We start from the raw sequence: 15,302 nt of genomic DNA, 5'->3' as shown, positions 1-15,302 counted from the left end.
CCCGACCTTTCCTCAGTTACCGGTCCCGGCATCGGCCGGGCTTTTATTTTCATCTTTTTCAGGAACCAGAAGACCCCGAACACGGGACTTGCCACTGCCATTGCCATCTGCTGTCAGGCGACTGACGCCGGTATTGAGATCGACAACGGCGCGGTCCCCGTTCAACTGGTTCTCTCCGCGCGTGATCTTAACCGATCCGATCAATGTGGCGATACCTGTTTTCGCATCATAAACGCCTTGATCGCCCACAACAAAGTCGGTGGCTGTGCGAATATTCACATTGCCTTGACCATCGATGCGACGCAACTCATTTGCGCCCCCCTCGGCGGCATCAAACCGTGCGGTCAGGGTATCACCGCGCAAGGTACGATCTTCGGATATTGCCACCGCATTGCCACGCGCCACCGCAATCCGTTCCGTTTCCCAATATTCAAGGCTGTCACGTGCGGTCAGGGTTTCCTTTGGCGTGGTATATTTCAGATTATCCCCGGTCAGAACCACAACCGCCTCGTCAATGTCATAGACCGCCTTGTCGCCGGTTGCGACATCGGTATCGGAGGACAGCTTCACATTGCCAATCGCAATGATGCGGTAAATCTCGCTATTGCCGTCACGATCACGATACAGCGCCTGAAGTTCGTCGGCATCAACCCGCGACGTGCCGCGTTTGGCAATCGCATTGCCCCGCGCAATCAGAATCTGTTCATCGCGACGCCATTCAATGCCGTTATCTGACTCGACTTCCAGACCACCAGCACCATTTTGCGCCAGCCCGAGCGGGTTGGCCTGCGCACGATCTGACAGGCCCGACAGGCCAAGAACCGCACCACCAAGCATCATTGCCGCAACAAGCGTTCCGGTTTTTCGGCTCAGAAGCCCCATTGCGATCATGACTTCCCTTTCAATGCGCTATCGAAAATCACCAGTTTGGATTTTCCCAAAAAGCGGATCACCGCCCCCTTGTTTTCCAGCTCGAACCCGGAATCGGATTTGATCGTGCCAAACGGTCCCTGACCATCGACCGGAACCGTACCGCTTGCACTGCCGGAATTCATAGCAATTTCAGCTTCTTCGGTGTGAATTTCAAAGCCGTTATCGTGATACATATTGACCGTACCAACAAGGTCGAGCATCCCGTTTTCTTCGGTATAGAATCCCTCATTGGCGGTCAGCGCGATCCAGGATCCGTCTTCAAGCGTGATATCGGCTTGCGGCGCATCAAGATAGACATGCTCGTTGCGTTCCCGGGTTTCGGGGGATTCGACCGCCTCGCGCGCCGTCACGGTAAAGGGCTGCTTTTTGCCATCCACACCAAAGAAGCGCGGATTGCTCATGGCAACATTTTCCATCAGGTCTTCGGGTGATGTCGAAAATCCAAGGCGGAACCCGCTATCCTGAACCTGTTCGATCTGCGGCCACAACACCACCAGCGCCATCAGCGTCAGGGCAATCAGCGGCAAAACGAATTTCAGCATGGTCACAATCATCCGCCGGAACGGATTGATGCGAACTTCGCGCCGACCGGAAGGCAGCCGGTCGCGCGAAAGGCCTTCGGCCCTTTGGGATGCGACCTTTGGTGTGCCTTCAGTGCTCATTGCCTATGCCACCCCTGAACGCAAAAGATCATGGATATGCACAAGGCCGACCGGAATGCCGGCCGCATCCAGCACGAAAAGGGCGGTGATGCTGCGATCATTCATGATTGCAAGGGCTTCAACCGCCAGGGCATCGACATGGGTGACTTTCGGTCCGGCCGTCATCACGTCACCGACCTTCATCGCCACCAGATTATCGGCCATGTGGCGACGCAAATCGCCATCGGTCACAATCCCGATCAGCTCCCCGGCATCGCCCAGCACACCGACACAGCCAAAGGAATGACCGGTCATGGTCACCAGTGCCTCGGACATCAGGGCATCGCGCGCAATCAATGGCAGGCTGTCTGCGCCATGCATGACATCATGAACATGCAACAACCGCTGACCAAGCTTGCCGCCCGGATGGAAGGTACGGAAATCATCGGCACTAAAGCCGCGACGTTCCATCAATGTCACCGCCAGCGCATCGGCAAGGGCCAGCATCGCCGTGGTCGAGGTCGTCGGCGCCTGCTTGTTCGGGCAGGCTTCCGGGCTTGCCGGCAGCACCAGCGGACAGTCCGACTGCTTGGCAAGCGAGCTTTCCGATTTGCGGGTCATGCCGATCAGCGGCACGTTAAACCGGCGGGTAAAGGCAATGATATCGGACAGTTCCGGGGTTTCACCGGAATTCGACAGCGCCAGAACCGCGTCATCCTTGCCGATCATGCCAAGATCACCGTGGCTGGCTTCGGCCGGATGGACAAAGAAGGACGGGGTGCCGGTCGAGGCAAAGGTCGCCGCGATCTTTTTGGCAATATGACCGCTTTTGCCCATGCCGGTAATCACCAGACGGCCCTTAAGGCCTTCGATCAGGTCGATCGCCTTGCAGAAATCGCCATCAAGCGAGTCTGCCAGTTCGCGCAGCGCGGATGCTTCGATATCAAGAACCCGGCGCGCAATCGCAAGATCGGCCTCAGAAGCCGGAACCGGTGTATTTTTGGTGGTGGGAGCGTTCGGGGTCACTGTCATCTGTTTCTTGTTTGCGTTTCCTGCCCGGAGATAGGGCAACCGGTACTTTTTGCAAGACCAATGCGCCAAAACTATGAACCTGCCGGGTGTGGGGGTCAATTCTATTGACCCCCCATACACCGCCAATCTTCACAGGCGGTTAACCGCACGGACTAATGGGCAAAAATATCGGTTTCTTCCCAGCCCGACAGATCAAGCGTCGCGCGGGTCGGCAGGAAATCAAAACAGGCCTGGGCAAGCTCGGTACGGCCTTCACGGGCCAGACGACGATCAAGCTCTTCCTTGGCCTTGTGCAGATAAAGCACATCGGATGCCGCGTAATCGATCTGTTCCCTGGTCAGCTCGGGCGCACCCCAGTCGGAGCTTTGCTGCTGCTTGGAAATCTCGACCCCGACCAGTTCACGCAGAAGGTCCTTGAGACCATGACGGTCGGTATAGGTACGGATCAGCTTGGAGGCGATTTTGGTGCAATAGACCGGCGCACAGCGCACACCGAGATATTTGTCCATGACCGCAATGTCAAAACGTCCGAAATGAAACAGCTTCAGGACCGACGGATCGGCCAGCAGTTTTTTAAGGTTCGGCGCGCTGTAATCTTCTCCATCGAACTTGACCAGATGGGCATCACCATTCCCGCTTGAAAGCTGCACGACACACAAACGGTCGCGGTGCGGGTTCAGGCCCATGGTCTCACTGTCGATTGCCACGACCTTGCCAAGGTCAAGATCGTCCGGCAGATCTCCGAGATGGAGGAAATTGGTCATCGCGGTTCTCCAAATGTCAGAATTTGCCTGTTCTTAACACAGCAAACCGGGTGCCGCATCGCAAAAGTCATACCAATTGCAGGGTTTTTCCTTTGTCCGAACACGCATTCATCAAAAAAGCTGAACTAAATTAATCGAAGAAAACCACCAAATAACAAAATTTGTCACGAACTGACACAAAGGTCCGCCCAGTAAGTGCAACAACGGCTCCTAGACTTTATTGAAAGGAGCCTAACATGACCTCTAGAAACCCAAACATTGAAATGATTCGGAGATCAATTCTCCTCGTGGCACTTAAAGGTGCTATCGCAACTATTGCCCTCTCCACGTTGACTATCTTTGGCGACTTTCCATCCGGAATTCACCTCCCAATTTTGGCTGTTGGCCTACAACTTGGTTTAACTGCTTCCATCGGATACTTTGCCTGTCAATGGCAACACAAACCCAAACAGAAATCGAGCCATTATGCATCTGATTTGATTGCGAACTTATGCGCCGTATGGTGCGTTTTTATTGCGTTCGGAATTATAATACACAGTGCTGAAGTCGCCTCCGCAATCAAAAGCTTGAACTGAAGCATCTTCAGCATAAGACAACAGCATTTCACAAGCGAAGAAGATATAGCGACAAGGATTGACTTACCCCAAAACGACAATACCCCAGCACATCAGAAATGTGCTGGGGTATGGTGCCCAGGAGAAGACTCGAACTTCCACGACCTAATGGCCACTGGCACCTGAAGCCAGCGCGTCTACCAATTCCGCCACCTGGGCATAGGGGCATCTGGTTTGTTCGGGCGGTGTCCGCCGGAACGGGGCGGAATATACGCGGTCAGCTTAAAGTGTCAACCAACTTTTTGATGGTTTGGTGAAACTAAATCACCTGACCCGGCCCTGGACCGAAAACACAAGGGTTTCCCTTGGAATTTCGGTCATTCGCGATCACGCCGAATGGTCGAACAAATAGCCCAGAACACCATTCAACCGGTTCCGGCCCTGCCGGGTGGCGCGAAGACCCGCAGAATCACAGACCAGATCACCCGAAGCAATCAGGGTTTCAAGCCGTTCCGACTCCAGCACATCGCGCGGTCCCTTGCCGATAATCCGTTCAAACCGCGATACCGGAATGGTTTCATTCAGTCGCAAGCCCATCATCACCATTTCAAGCAGGCGTTCATCGGCCTCAAGCACGGTTTCTTCCTGCGTGCCGTGACCATGCTTTTCCACCCGGTCGAGCCAGATTTCCGGCGCACGGTGGCGACGTACTGCCATCGGAACGGTACTGCCATCAGGCTGGGTCACCGCTTCGCGGCCATGCGCACCCGGCCCGATGCCCAGATAATCGCCATAACGCCAGTAAACGAGGTTATGACGGCTTTCCTGCCCCGGTTTGGCATGGTTGGAAACCTCGTAACAGCGATACCCCGCCGCCTCGGTTTCTTCCTGGGTGATTTCATACAGTTCGGTGGCAAGGTCTTCGTCAGGCACCACCAGCTCACCGCGCTGATGAAGCGTATAGAATTGTGTGCCCGGCTCGATGGTCAGCTGATAAAGCGAGATATGACCATTGGTGATATCAAGCCCTTCGCGCAGCTCCTTGCGCCAGGCCTTGGGATCATGTTCGGGGCGGGCATAGATCAGATCGAATGAAAAGCGATCAAACACCTCGGTCGCGACATCAAGGGCGCGCAGCGCCTCCTTGGCCGAGTGCACACGCCCAAGGAATTTAAGATCGCGGTCATTAAGTGCCTGAATGCCGATCGATACCCGGTTGATACCATTGGCGGCAAAGGCCGAAAACCGGTCGATCTCGACCGTGCCCGGATTGGCTTCAAGGGTGATTTCAAGATCGTCGGTGACCCGCCAATAGGTCTTGATATCGGCAATAAGCGCCCCCGCCGTTTCCGGGTCCATCAGCGATGGTGTACCACCACCAAAAAAGATCGAACCGACAACACGGCCCGGATGGCGGGCCGCCCCGATGGCAAGCTCGGCCCGGAGCGCCTTGCGCCAGCGGGCGTGATCGACACTGTTCGCCACATGACTGTTGAAATCGCAATAGGGGCATTTCGACAGACAGAACGGCCAGTGGATATAGATGCCAAAGGGCACGGTTTCGGCAAAAGATGCGGACACGCGGAACTCGATCCTGATTGCTGGAAAAGCAGGGCATTTATATCCCTGATACCCGGATAAACTAACACGCACCGCCGATCATGACATCAGCGATGCGTGCATATGTTCAATGCAGGCGCCAAAAGGCCCGGATTATTTAAACCTGATTATTTAAAGCAGGCCTTGACCATCTGGGCAAAGGCATCGGCACGGTGGCTCATTTCATGCTTTTTGGCCGGGTCCATTTCACCAAAGGTCTGGTCATATCCCTTGGGCTGGAAAATCGGATCATAGCCAAAGCCGTGACGTCCGCGTTTCGGCCAGACGATTTCGCCTTCGACCCTGCCTTCGAAATTCTCGACATGCCCGTCTGGCCAGGCGAGTGACAGCGCGCAGATAAAGGATGCGCGGCGGTCGGGATGGTTGCCGATCCCGTTCTGGACTTTTTCCATCGCCATGTCGAAATCCTTGTCCGGCCCGGCCCAGCGCGCCGAATAGATGCCCGGCGCACCATCAAGGGCAGAAACCGCAAGGCCGCTATCATCGGCAAGGGCCGGAAGATTGGCCCCGTTGGCCGCCGCCACCGATTTCAGCTGTGCATTGCCGATAAAGGTCTTTTCGGTTTCTTCGGGTTCGGGAAGGTCAAGTTCTCCGGCCGAGAAAACCTCGATCCCGAAGGGTGCTAGCAATTCACCGATTTCCTTGATCTTGCCTTTGTTGTGACTGGCAATGACGAGTTTTTTTTCCGTAAAGCGACGGGCCATTTTTCTGCCTGAGATTCGGTAGGGGTCAGATGTGAAAAGCGGCAGGTATGGTTCCTGCCGCGGAAAGTCTCGCTTAACTTAAAGACCAAGGGCCTCGCGCTGCTTGGCAAACAGTTCCTTGCAGCCTTTTTCGGCCAGCGCGAACATCTTGTCATAAGACTGGCGATCAAACGGCACGTCTTCGGCAGTGGCCTGAACTTCGACAATGCCGCCATTGCCCGCCAGCACGAAATTGGCGTCCGCCCCGGCATTGCTGTCTTCGGCGTAATCCAGATCAAGCACGGCTTCGCCGTTATAGATCCCGCAAGAAATCGCTGCGACCGGCTGGGTCAGCGGGATTTCCTTGATCAGGCCAAGACGACGCACGCCCTGAAACGCCAGATGGGCCGCAACATAGGCACCGGTGATCGACGCGGTGCGCGTACCGCCATCGGCCTGAATGACATCGCAATCAAGGCGCATCTGCATCTCGCCCATGGCTTTCATATCGGCCACCGCACGGATCGAACGACCGATCAGGCGTTGAATTTCCTGGGTGCGGCCCGACTGGCCACCACGCGCAGCTTCACGCTGCATGCGCGAATCGGTGGCACGCGGCAGCATGCCGTATTCTGCGGTGATCCAGCCCTTGCCGGTATTGCGCATCCAACCGGGAACCTTGTCCTCGACCGTGGCGGTACAGATGACATGGGTATCGCCGAATTTGATCAGGCAGGACCCTTCGGCATATTTGGAAATGCCGGTTTCAATCGTTACGTCACGAAGCTGATCGGGGGTACGGCCGGATGGGCGCATGTGTGAGAACCTCTTGGTTACAGATCTTGTGGTTGCAGCTCTGGCACCGACGGATGGATCGCAGATGCAAACAGGCTTGAAATTTGGCCCAAAGTAAGATGACACCCGCCAAAGGTCCAGCAGTTTCCCGGCCCTGATCGACCCGGATTCGCCCAAAACCCGTCAGGAATACAAACAACGTTTTCAAACCAAGTACTTGAAACCGGTGTGCCTTCCGGCTTTTGCCCTGCAAGGGCGCAATTGACGTATACCCAATGCCTGACTAAATTCTCCCTGAGCTTGAAACAGCTTTGTCTCGACCCGCAGGCTTGGAACACATGGCCCATTTTGACGATACATTGCTGGGCGACATGAATGCGCGGTCACGTGAAGTGTTCCGCCAGATTGTCGATGCCTATGTCGAAACCGGCGAACCGATCGGTTCGCGGTCGATTGCGCGACGCATGTCCGAAAACCTTTCTGCTGCGACCATTCGCAATGTCATGTCCGATCTTGAAGAGATGGGGCTTCTGGTTGCGCCGCATATTTCGGCCGGGCGCCTGCCCAGTGAAAAGGGATTGCGGCTGTTTGTGAATGCGCTGATGGAGGTTGGCGACCTTCCCAATGCCGAACGTGACCAGCTGACCAAGAATTGCGAACAGGCGGGCTATTCGCTTGATCAGATGCTGGGCGAGGCAACATCAATGCTTTCGGGCCTGTCGCGCTGTGCCGGGCTGGTGGTTGCGCCAAAGACCGATGGCATCCGCCTCAAACAGATCGAATTCGTTGCCCTGTCACCGGGCAAGGTGCTTGCCGTACTGGTGTCGCAAAATGGCAGTGTCGAAAACCGAATCCTTGATGTTCCGGTCGATTTGCCCGCCTCGGCATTGACAGAAGCGGCGAATTATCTAAATACCCGGTTGGCTGGGAAGACACTTGATGACGCAAGAGTGCTGATCACGCAGGAACGTGATCGCCTCAAGCAGGAGCTTGATGAACTTTCCGCCACACTGATTGATGCGGGCCTTGCGACATGGGCTGGCGGGATCAAGGGATCGTCCCTGATTGTAAAGGGCCAGTCCCAGCTGCTTGAAAATATCGATACAATCGAACAGCTTGAGACCGTTCGCCGCCTGTTTAACGTGCTTGAGGCCCGCGATCAGATGATTGAATTGCTCGATGTGACGACGGATGCCCAGGGCGTTCAGATTTTCATCGGGTCCGAGAACAAACTGTTTGGCGGATCGGGTCTTTCGATGGTGATTTCACCCTATCAGAATGCTGAAGGCAGCATTGTGGGTGCAATCGGGGTTGTCGGACCGACCCGGATCAATTATGCCCGGATTATTCCGCTGGTCGATTACACCGCCAAACTGGTCGGTCGACTGATTGGATAAATCGCGGCGCTGCGTGTCAGGCCGCATAACGTGAAAGTACAAGGTTAGCCATGTCGGAAACCGCAAAAAACACTCCGGAAGATCTGCAGGATGTAAATGCCGCAGAAGAAACCGCATCTGAGGACGTCGCAGCAGAGGCGACCGGCGCAGAAAGTGAAGAAGTTGTCATCGAAGACCCGATTGCCGCCCTTCAGGCCGAGGTCGCCGAGCTGAAAGACCGTCTGCTGCGTCAGGCCGCCGAGGTGGAAAACACCCGCCGCCGCGCCAAGAAAGACGTCGAGGATGCCGGCAACTACGCGATCACCAAATTCGCCCGTGACCTTCTTGATGTGGGTGACAACCTGCGCCGCGCCCTTGATGCGGCCGGTGACACGTCACAAGCCGACCCGGCGATGAAAACGCTGTTTGAGGGCGTTGAAATGACCGAACAGGCCCTGCAGAAGGCTCTTGAAAAGAACGGGATCGAAAAGCTTGAGCCGCTTGGCGAAAAGCTTGACCCGAACCACCATCAGGCCGTGTTTGAATTGCCGCACCCGGAATATCCGGATGGCCATGTCGCACAGGTCATGCAGGCCGGTTACGTCCTTAAGGGCCGCCTTCTGCGCCCGGCAATGGTCGGTGTTACGAAAAACCCGGCCGGAAGCAATCCGTCAAAGGATGATACGCCCGGCGGCAATGTCGATACCTCGGCATAACGACCAGAAATTCAGACAAACCGGTTTTAGCGGATCGGGTTTAGCAAGCACCCCTGCCAGACATACTTGGCGGGGGTGTTTTGTTTGCATTAGGCTGTCGGACAAAAGTACGCTGCCAATCAAGGAATATTCACATGCCGCTCCGCCCCGATCTGATTGAAATCCTGCGCGACGAAGCCGCTCCGATTGTCATTCTGACAGGTGCGGGGATTTCCAAGGAAAGCGGTCTTCATACCTTCCGCGACCCCGATGGCATCTGGGCGAAATACGATATTTCCGAAGTCGCAACGCCCGAGGCCTTCGTTAACAATCCCGATCTGGTGCATTATTTCTATAATGACCGGCGCGCCGGATTGCGCGACCCCGCCATCGTGCCAAATGCCGCACATCTGGCACTTGCACGCCTTGAATCCGAATGGCCGGGGGATGTTTTGCTGGTCACCCAGAATGTCGATGATCTGCATGACCGGGCCGGATCAAAAAACCTGATCCATATGCATGGCGAGCTTCTTAAAATCCGCTGCAACCATTGTGATCTTCTGACAGGCTGGGCTGATGATCTGGCCCGGGAAACCCCGTGCCCGTCCTGTGGCAAGGCGGGGGGCTTGCGCCCGCATGTGGTGTGGTTTGGCGAAATGCCCCTTGAGATGGAACGTATTTATGACGCCCTTGGCAAATGCGGGCTTTTCATTTCAATCGGAACATCGGGCAATGTCTATCCGGCCGCCGGGTTTGTGCAGGTCGCCCGTGAAGAAGCCGGGGCCGAAACGGTCGAGCTCAATCTTGAACCCAGTTCCGGCGCAACCCTGTTTGATCATAGCGCCTATGGGGCGGCAACCGATCTGGTGCCGGGATTTGTCACGGCTTTGCTCAAGGACTAGAAATTCACAAGATCGCGAAACTGACGCTCGCCTTCGCGGCTAAAACGTACTATACGCGACTCCACCCCCCGCCTGGCCCAGCCCAGATCGTAAAACCGGTCGAGCAATGCCGCGCCGAATGATCCGGCCAGATGGGATTGCCGTGCACTCCAGTCCAGACATTCGCGGCAAAGCGGTCGGCGTTTGCTGCGCAAGGCATCAAGATCAATACCGAATTCCCCGGCAAATGTGATCCCGGCTGCGGTCAGGGCAACACCGTTCAGGTCACTTTCAATCAGATTGCGCTTTGTTAGCCCCTCAAACAGCGCAACCCCCATATCCCCGGCCAGATGGTCATAGCAAACGCGTGCATGGCGCAATTCCGGATCCTTGGGGCCGGTCCGCACCCGGTTATGTCCGACCCGGTTGGCAATCCCCATCAGCACTTCAAGCGCCTCGACAATATCGGGGCCGGAAAGGGTGAAATAGCGATGCCGCCCCTGCTTGCGCGGGGTGACAATCATTCCGGCCTCAAGCTTTGCCAGATGCGAGCTTGCAGTTTGCGGCGTTACACCGGCTTCTTGCGCCAGTTCGGTTGCGGTTAATGCCCGACCACCCATCAGGGCGGTCAGCATGTTTGCGCGCGCCGGATCACCAAGCAATGCAGCCACGCGGGCAATATCGGGTCCTTCTTTCATAGTTCGATGGTAATCGAAGCATCTATGACCGGCAATCGCGATAATGGTCCTGTCACCTGATCTCCTGAAAGGACGTTGTCATGATCACCTGTTTCATCCGCTATGAAATCGATCCATATAAAAAGGATGCCTTCATTGAATATGCCCGCAACTGGGGACAGGCCATTCCGCGCTGCGGGGCCGACCTTGTCGGGTATTTCGCACCGCATGAAGGATCGGTCTCAACCGCCTATGGCATCTACCATTTGCCCGATCTGGCCTCATATGAAGCCTATCGTGCCCGGTTAAAGGACGATCCGTTGGGTCGGGAAAACTACGAATTTTCCCAACGTGAAAAATTCATCCTGCGCGAGGAACGCCAGTTTCTCAAAATTGCTTCCACCCCGCACACGGAGCTGATCAAACCATGATTGCCGTCATCTTCGAAGTCACGCCCCATCCGGCCCGCTATGATGATTACCTTGCCATCGCAGCCGATCTCAAACCGGTGCTTGAGAAAATGGATGGTTTCATCTCGGTCGAGCGGTTTCAAAGCCTGACCACGCCGGGCAAGGTTCTGTCACTATCGTTCTGGCGCGACGAGGAAGCAGTCAAGGCATGGCGCAATATCGGTGAACATCGCACGGCACAGAGCAAAGGCCGAAATACGATATTTGAAGATTACCGGCTGCGCGTGGCAGGCGTGATCCGTGATTATGGCATGCATGAACGCGATCAGGCGCCTGCCGACTCCCGCCATCAGCATGAAAGTCCCTAGATCATAAGTTTTTTTGATCAGGCCTCTGCCGGTTTCGGGGATGCTTCGTCATCCCCGACCTCTTCGGCGTCGTCAATCTGCTGTGGTTTGGCACCGCCTTTGTAATCAAGCAGCATCACCGCCAGAATGACAATCCCCGCCCCGACAAAAATGACCGGTACCGGCAACATGTCAAAAAAGATCAGATCCATCGCCACCGAGAACGGCAGGGCCGTATAGGCCGCTGGCGACACCACACTGGCATCGGCCACCCGCACGGCCCGCAGAACCATGTAATTGGTCATCATCGCAAAGAAACCGGCCCCCGCCGAATAGGCCCAATCGGCAAAAGACGCCGGCTGCCAGGAAATCAGGGCAATCGGAACCCAGATCACAACTGCGATGATCTGCGGCCAGAACAGCATGGAAAAATTGGTTTCGGTGCGCGTCATGACCTTGGCAAACAGGGTCTGGGCCGAGAAGCAAAAAGCCCCGAACAGGGCCGCAGCAACGCCAAGCGGCACCCCGAAACCATCCATGCGCGGGGCGCACATTACCCAAACCCCGACCAGTCCGAGCAGGGTGGCAATCATTTTACGCGCTGTCAGCTTTTCACCGAGAATCACGACGGCGAGCAAGACTGTCAGCAATGCCTCGATAAACAGATAGGCATTGACCTCGGCGATGCTCATCTGGCGCAGCGCAAAGAACACGAAGAACAGCGACCCGTACCACAATATTCCGCGCGCAATATGGGCCATCGGGCGGCGAGTCCTGATTGGACGCACGCCAATAAACATCAGAACGATCAGGAACACCGCAACTGTGGTGACTGCACGCATGGCGATGATCTGTGCGGTCGGGACATCATGGGACACCAGCTTGGCACAGACATCGACAAAAACGCCCGAGGCCATCGCAGCAGTCATCCATAAAACGCCGCGGACATTTCCGCTCAGGCGCATCAGCGTCCCGGTCATGATCGTTTCCAATTTCATGGGTTATTTGGGGGTTTCCGGCAGTCAGGGAGACTGGCTTACGGGGTGGCGCAAGGAGACATCGGAAAATCTTCGGCCGGAAACCCTTTATGCAGATGATACTGCCCGCTTGTTTGGAAAAATACGAATGAAAGGTTTTCAGCCATTGTTGAGTTTTTTTTGCCCCTTTTTAACATCAGTCCTGATAGACAATATTGACGAAGGAAACTGTTCGTATGGAAACACAAAATGCGCCGGAAATTGCCCCCCTTACGCGCACTTGTCGCTTTTGAAGCCACCGCCCGCCACCAAAGCGTAAAAGGTGCAGCCGAAGAATTGCACGTCACGCAAAGTGCCATCAGCCATCAGCTGCGCCAGCTTGAGGAAAACCTTGGTGTTGTGCTGTTCACCCGCAAAGGTCGGGGACTAAGCACGACCAAATCGGCAGAACTTCTTTTGCCGCGCCTGACCGAGGCCCTTGACGGCATTGCCGATATCACCAGCGAAGTCGGCCCGGACAAGGGCAAGGCAATCCGTATCGGCGCGCTTGCAACCCCGGCATTGACCGTATTGCTTTATGAACTTGATAACCTGCGCGACCGGCTGCCATCTGATATTCCCGTCCAGTTCCGCAAGATCGAGTTTGATGACGGGCTTGATCCGCTTGAAATTGATCTGGCTCTTCAAATCGCGCCCAAGGACCTGCCCGGTCCGGAAGACTGGGTAACCGAACTTCTCACCCCGGAAGTCTATACCGCCTTTGCCGCCCCTGAATGGCTGGCAAAGCGCGGCTTTGATGCGTGTCATATCAATGTTTCGGAACTGGGCCCACGCGATATTCTGCTGATTGACAGTGACAGCGAACAGTTTGCCCAGATCGAACAATGGTTCAAGGATGCCAGCTTCTCGCTCGCCGATTGCTGGACCTTCAGCCACCATATCTGGGCACTCGAAGCCGCACGTGCCGGACAGGGCATCGTTGCAAGCACCGATGTCGTTGCACGTAACTATGTCGAACGTGGCGAGCTGGTTCCGCTGAATTTCCCGGATTTCATTTCGCACTGGTGGTATCGCCTTCTGATCCGGCCTGCACGCCAGAAAGACCCTGTCGTGATCGAAGCCGCCAAATGGATCAGGGAACTGATCAATCCCAAAACCGCGTCACTGGCGCGAAAGAAGTTTATGTAAGCAATTTGTCAATTGCCCTTAAGATTTCGTAAGGGTAGGCTCGGGTAATAAAAACGGGCAAAGCTGCACAAAAACGGGGTACGTGGGGGGAAGATGACATCCTTGGTGTCGGTCGTGGTCACGACCTATAATTGGCCTGAAGCACTTTCTCTGGTGCTGAATTCGCTTGCCGATCAGAATGATCGTAATTTTGAAATCATCATTGCCGATGACGGATCAGCAGGTCCGACCACACGTGTGATCGAAAATTTTGCAGCAACCTGCCCGGTTCCGGTCAAACATTACTGGCATGAAGATAGCGGTTTTCGCGTCGCCAAGGCGCGTAATGGCGCCATTGCCATGGCCGAAGGCGAACTTGTCATCTTTATTGATGGTGACTGCTGTGTCATGCCCGACTTCATCACCCGCCACCGCAAGGCAGCCGAGGCCGGATGCCTTGTTTCAGGCAAGCGCGTTTTCATCAAGCAGCGCCTGACCAAAACCCTTCTCGAACGCAAATGGGCCTTTCACAAATGGCCGCGCGCAGCCCTTTTTGCCGTATCGCTTTTCGGATTCTGCAATCGACCGTTCCAGTTCATTCGCCTGCCCCATAAAGGCCCCTGGCTTTGGGAGCATGAAAATTGCTGGCGCAAGGCGCAGACCTGCAATCTTGGCGTTTTCAAAGCCGATATTGATCGTATTCACGGCTTTGATGAAGCATATGAAGGACATGGCTGGGAAGATTCCGATTTTGTCCTGCGCCTGTTGCGGTCAGGCCTGCGGCGCAAGAATGTCGAATATTGCTCGCCGGTGCTGCATCTGTTCCATGATCGCAAAATTCCAGCGCGTCATCAGGGCGGCCTTGTATCCAACTGGCATCTGTTTAACGAACACCTGCTAAATGATCATGATCGTTTCCTGCCATCAACCGTCGTTGCCCGGGCAGAAACCCCTGAATCGTCTTCTTTATTCGCATCCGCAAAAGAAATTGCCTGATTTTCGACCAAGGATGCATGTGGACCCCCTTGGAAGCTGCGGCAATTCGCGATAAAAGGTCGGCATCATTCTCCTTCGGGTGCATTTTTGCATCTTCGAAGCCGAACACAGCCGTCCCGGATACCGGGGCATGCCTTTATAGAAGCGAAAGGGATTTTCCCAGATGGATCTCAGCAAGATTGCCGTCGGCAAAGATGTTCCGTGGGACGTAAATGTCGTCATCGAAATTCCGCAGGGCGGACCGGTCAAATACGAAGTAGACAAGGATTCCGGAGCTGTCTTTGTTGACCGTTTCCTGCATACCTCGATGTATTACCCGGTCAATTACGGTTTCATTCCCAACACCCTTGGCGAAGATGGTGACCCGGTCGACGCGATGGTCATGTTCCGCGAGCCGGTCGTTGCCGGTTCGGTGATCCGTGCACGCCCGATCGGTGTTCTGATCATGGAAGACGAAGCCGGTCAGGACGAAAAACTGATCTGCGTTCCCCATGACAAGATCGACCCCTACTATACCGACATCAAATCCCACGAAGATCTTCCGCAGATCTTCCGCGACCAGATCCAGCATTTCTTCGAGCGTTACAAAGACCTCGAAAAAGGCAAATGGGTAAAGGTCACCGGTTGGGAAGGCGCTGAAAAAGCTGCCAGCCTGATCGAAGAAGGTGTCGCACGCCTGGCCAAGTAAATTTGGCAAAATAGTCGGCCCTGCACGATTATAATAATTGCAAACAACGCTCTGTTCGAACGACAG

The 15,302-nt window shown here is 55.2% G+C and carries 17 protein-coding genes and 1 tRNA gene; 8 read left to right on the top strand and 10 right to left on the bottom strand.

The features are described from left to right. Positions 1–12: 12 nt before the first annotated feature. From TH30_RS02265 to rph, 8 genes are all read right to left on the bottom strand, one after another. Complete coding sequence (locus tag TH30_RS02265) at positions 13–891, bottom strand: LptA/OstA family protein (protein ID WP_114096455.1); 879 nt, start codon at positions 889–891, stop codon at positions 13–15. Beyond that, positions 888–1,595 (bottom strand): LPS export ABC transporter periplasmic protein LptC, encoded by a 708-nt coding sequence (gene lptC / locus TH30_RS02260; protein WP_114096454.1) that lies wholly within the window; start codon positions 1,593–1,595, stop codon positions 888–890. Before lptC ends, TH30_RS02265 begins: the two co-directional genes overlap by 4 nt. 3 nt (positions 1,596–1,598) lie before the next feature. After that, positions 1,599–2,606, bottom strand: a complete 1,008-nt coding sequence (locus TH30_RS02255; RefSeq protein WP_181850129.1) for a KpsF/GutQ family sugar-phosphate isomerase — start codon at positions 2,604–2,606, stop codon at positions 1,599–1,601. Between the two features lie 152 nt (positions 2,607–2,758). Continuing rightward, positions 2,759–3,370: a ribonuclease D gene (locus tag TH30_RS02250; RefSeq protein ID WP_114096453.1), complete on the bottom strand. Its 612-nt coding sequence runs from the start codon at positions 3,368–3,370 to the stop codon at positions 2,759–2,761. 686 nt (positions 3,371–4,056) lie between these two features. Further along, positions 4,057–4,143, bottom strand: a tRNA-Leu gene (locus TH30_RS02240). 168 nt (positions 4,144–4,311) lie between these two features. Beyond that, positions 4,312–5,505: a radical SAM family heme chaperone HemW gene (hemW, locus tag TH30_RS02235; RefSeq protein ID WP_114096451.1), complete on the bottom strand. Its 1,194-nt coding sequence runs from the start codon at positions 5,503–5,505 to the stop codon at positions 4,312–4,314. Positions 5,506–5,651: 146 nt separating this feature from the next. After that, on the bottom strand, positions 5,652–6,248 hold the full coding sequence (gene rdgB / locus TH30_RS02230; protein WP_114096450.1) for an RdgB/HAM1 family non-canonical purine NTP pyrophosphatase: 597 nt from the start codon (positions 6,246–6,248) through the stop codon (positions 5,652–5,654). Positions 6,249–6,326: 78 nt separating this feature from the next. Beyond that, positions 6,327–7,043 carry a ribonuclease PH gene (gene rph, locus TH30_RS02225; protein ID WP_114096449.1) on the bottom strand — a complete coding sequence of 239 codons (717 nt, stop codon included), beginning with the start codon at positions 7,041–7,043 and terminating at the stop codon, positions 6,327–6,329. Positions 7,044–7,360: 317 nt separating this feature from the next. Between rph and hrcA the strand changes: the two genes are divergently transcribed. The 3 genes from hrcA (at position 7,361) to TH30_RS02210 (ending at position 9,995) form a co-directional block, all read left to right on the top strand. After that, entirely contained in the window at positions 7,361–8,419 is a 1,059-nt protein-coding gene (gene hrcA, locus TH30_RS02220; protein ID WP_114096448.1) for a heat-inducible transcriptional repressor HrcA, read from the top strand. Positions 8,420–8,469: 50 nt separating this feature from the next. After that, positions 8,470–9,114 (top strand): nucleotide exchange factor GrpE, encoded by a 645-nt coding sequence (grpE, locus tag TH30_RS02215; protein ID WP_114096447.1) that lies wholly within the window; start codon positions 8,470–8,472, stop codon positions 9,112–9,114. Positions 9,115–9,248: 134 nt separating this feature from the next. Continuing rightward, entirely contained in the window at positions 9,249–9,995 is a 747-nt protein-coding gene (locus TH30_RS02210) for an NAD-dependent deacylase (RefSeq protein ID WP_114096446.1), read from the top strand. Here the strand turns inward: TH30_RS02210 and TH30_RS02205 are convergent. Next, the gene (locus TH30_RS02205) at positions 9,992–10,672 is read right to left on the bottom strand and encodes an ArsR/SmtB family transcription factor (RefSeq protein ID WP_114096445.1); all 681 of its coding nucleotides are present in this window, start codon (positions 10,670–10,672) and stop codon (positions 9,992–9,994) included. The two genes, TH30_RS02210 and TH30_RS02205, sit on opposite strands and share 4 nt — an antisense overlap. Before the next feature lie 80 nt (positions 10,673–10,752). Here TH30_RS02205 and TH30_RS02200 point away from each other — a divergent pair, with 80 nt between their 5' ends. Together TH30_RS02200 and TH30_RS02195 are read left to right on the top strand one after the other, a co-directional pair. Then, positions 10,753–11,082, top strand: a complete 330-nt coding sequence (locus TH30_RS02200; RefSeq protein WP_114096444.1) for an NIPSNAP family protein — start codon at positions 10,753–10,755, stop codon at positions 11,080–11,082. Beyond that, positions 11,079–11,429, top strand: coding sequence for an antibiotic biosynthesis monooxygenase family protein (locus tag TH30_RS02195; protein WP_114096443.1), 351 nt, complete (start codon positions 11,079–11,081; stop codon positions 11,427–11,429). The genes TH30_RS02200 and TH30_RS02195 overlap by 4 nt, the downstream gene beginning before the upstream one ends. A gap of 17 nt (positions 11,430–11,446) precedes the next feature. Here the strand turns inward: TH30_RS02195 and TH30_RS02190 are convergent, their stop codons facing one another. Continuing rightward, the gene (locus TH30_RS02190; protein WP_114096865.1) at positions 11,447–12,388 is read right to left on the bottom strand and encodes a DMT family transporter; all 942 of its coding nucleotides are present in this window, start codon (positions 12,386–12,388) and stop codon (positions 11,447–11,449) included. 246 nt (positions 12,389–12,634) lie between these two features. Between TH30_RS02190 and TH30_RS02185 the strand changes: the two genes are divergently transcribed. From TH30_RS02185 to ppa, 3 genes are all read left to right on the top strand, one after another. Continuing rightward, complete coding sequence (locus TH30_RS02185) at positions 12,635–13,573, top strand: LysR family transcriptional regulator (RefSeq protein WP_114096442.1); 939 nt, start codon at positions 12,635–12,637, stop codon at positions 13,571–13,573. 93 nt (positions 13,574–13,666) lie between these two features. Beyond that, entirely contained in the window at positions 13,667–14,548 is an 882-nt protein-coding gene (locus TH30_RS02180) for a glycosyltransferase (RefSeq protein WP_114096441.1), read from the top strand. Positions 14,549–14,711: 163 nt separating this feature from the next. Continuing rightward, positions 14,712–15,236 carry an inorganic diphosphatase gene (gene ppa / locus TH30_RS02175; protein WP_114096440.1) on the top strand — a complete coding sequence of 175 codons (525 nt, stop codon included), beginning with the start codon at positions 14,712–14,714 and terminating at the stop codon, positions 15,234–15,236. Positions 15,237–15,302 lie beyond the last annotated feature (66 nt).

Origin of the sequence: Thalassospira profundimaris (assembly GCF_003326795.1) — a bacterium.
Taxonomy (GTDB): Bacteria; Pseudomonadota; Alphaproteobacteria; order Rhodospirillales; family Thalassospiraceae; genus Thalassospira; species Thalassospira profundimaris_C.
Note: the sequence above shows the minus strand (reverse complement) of the source record. Positions and strands in the feature narration are given on the sequence as shown.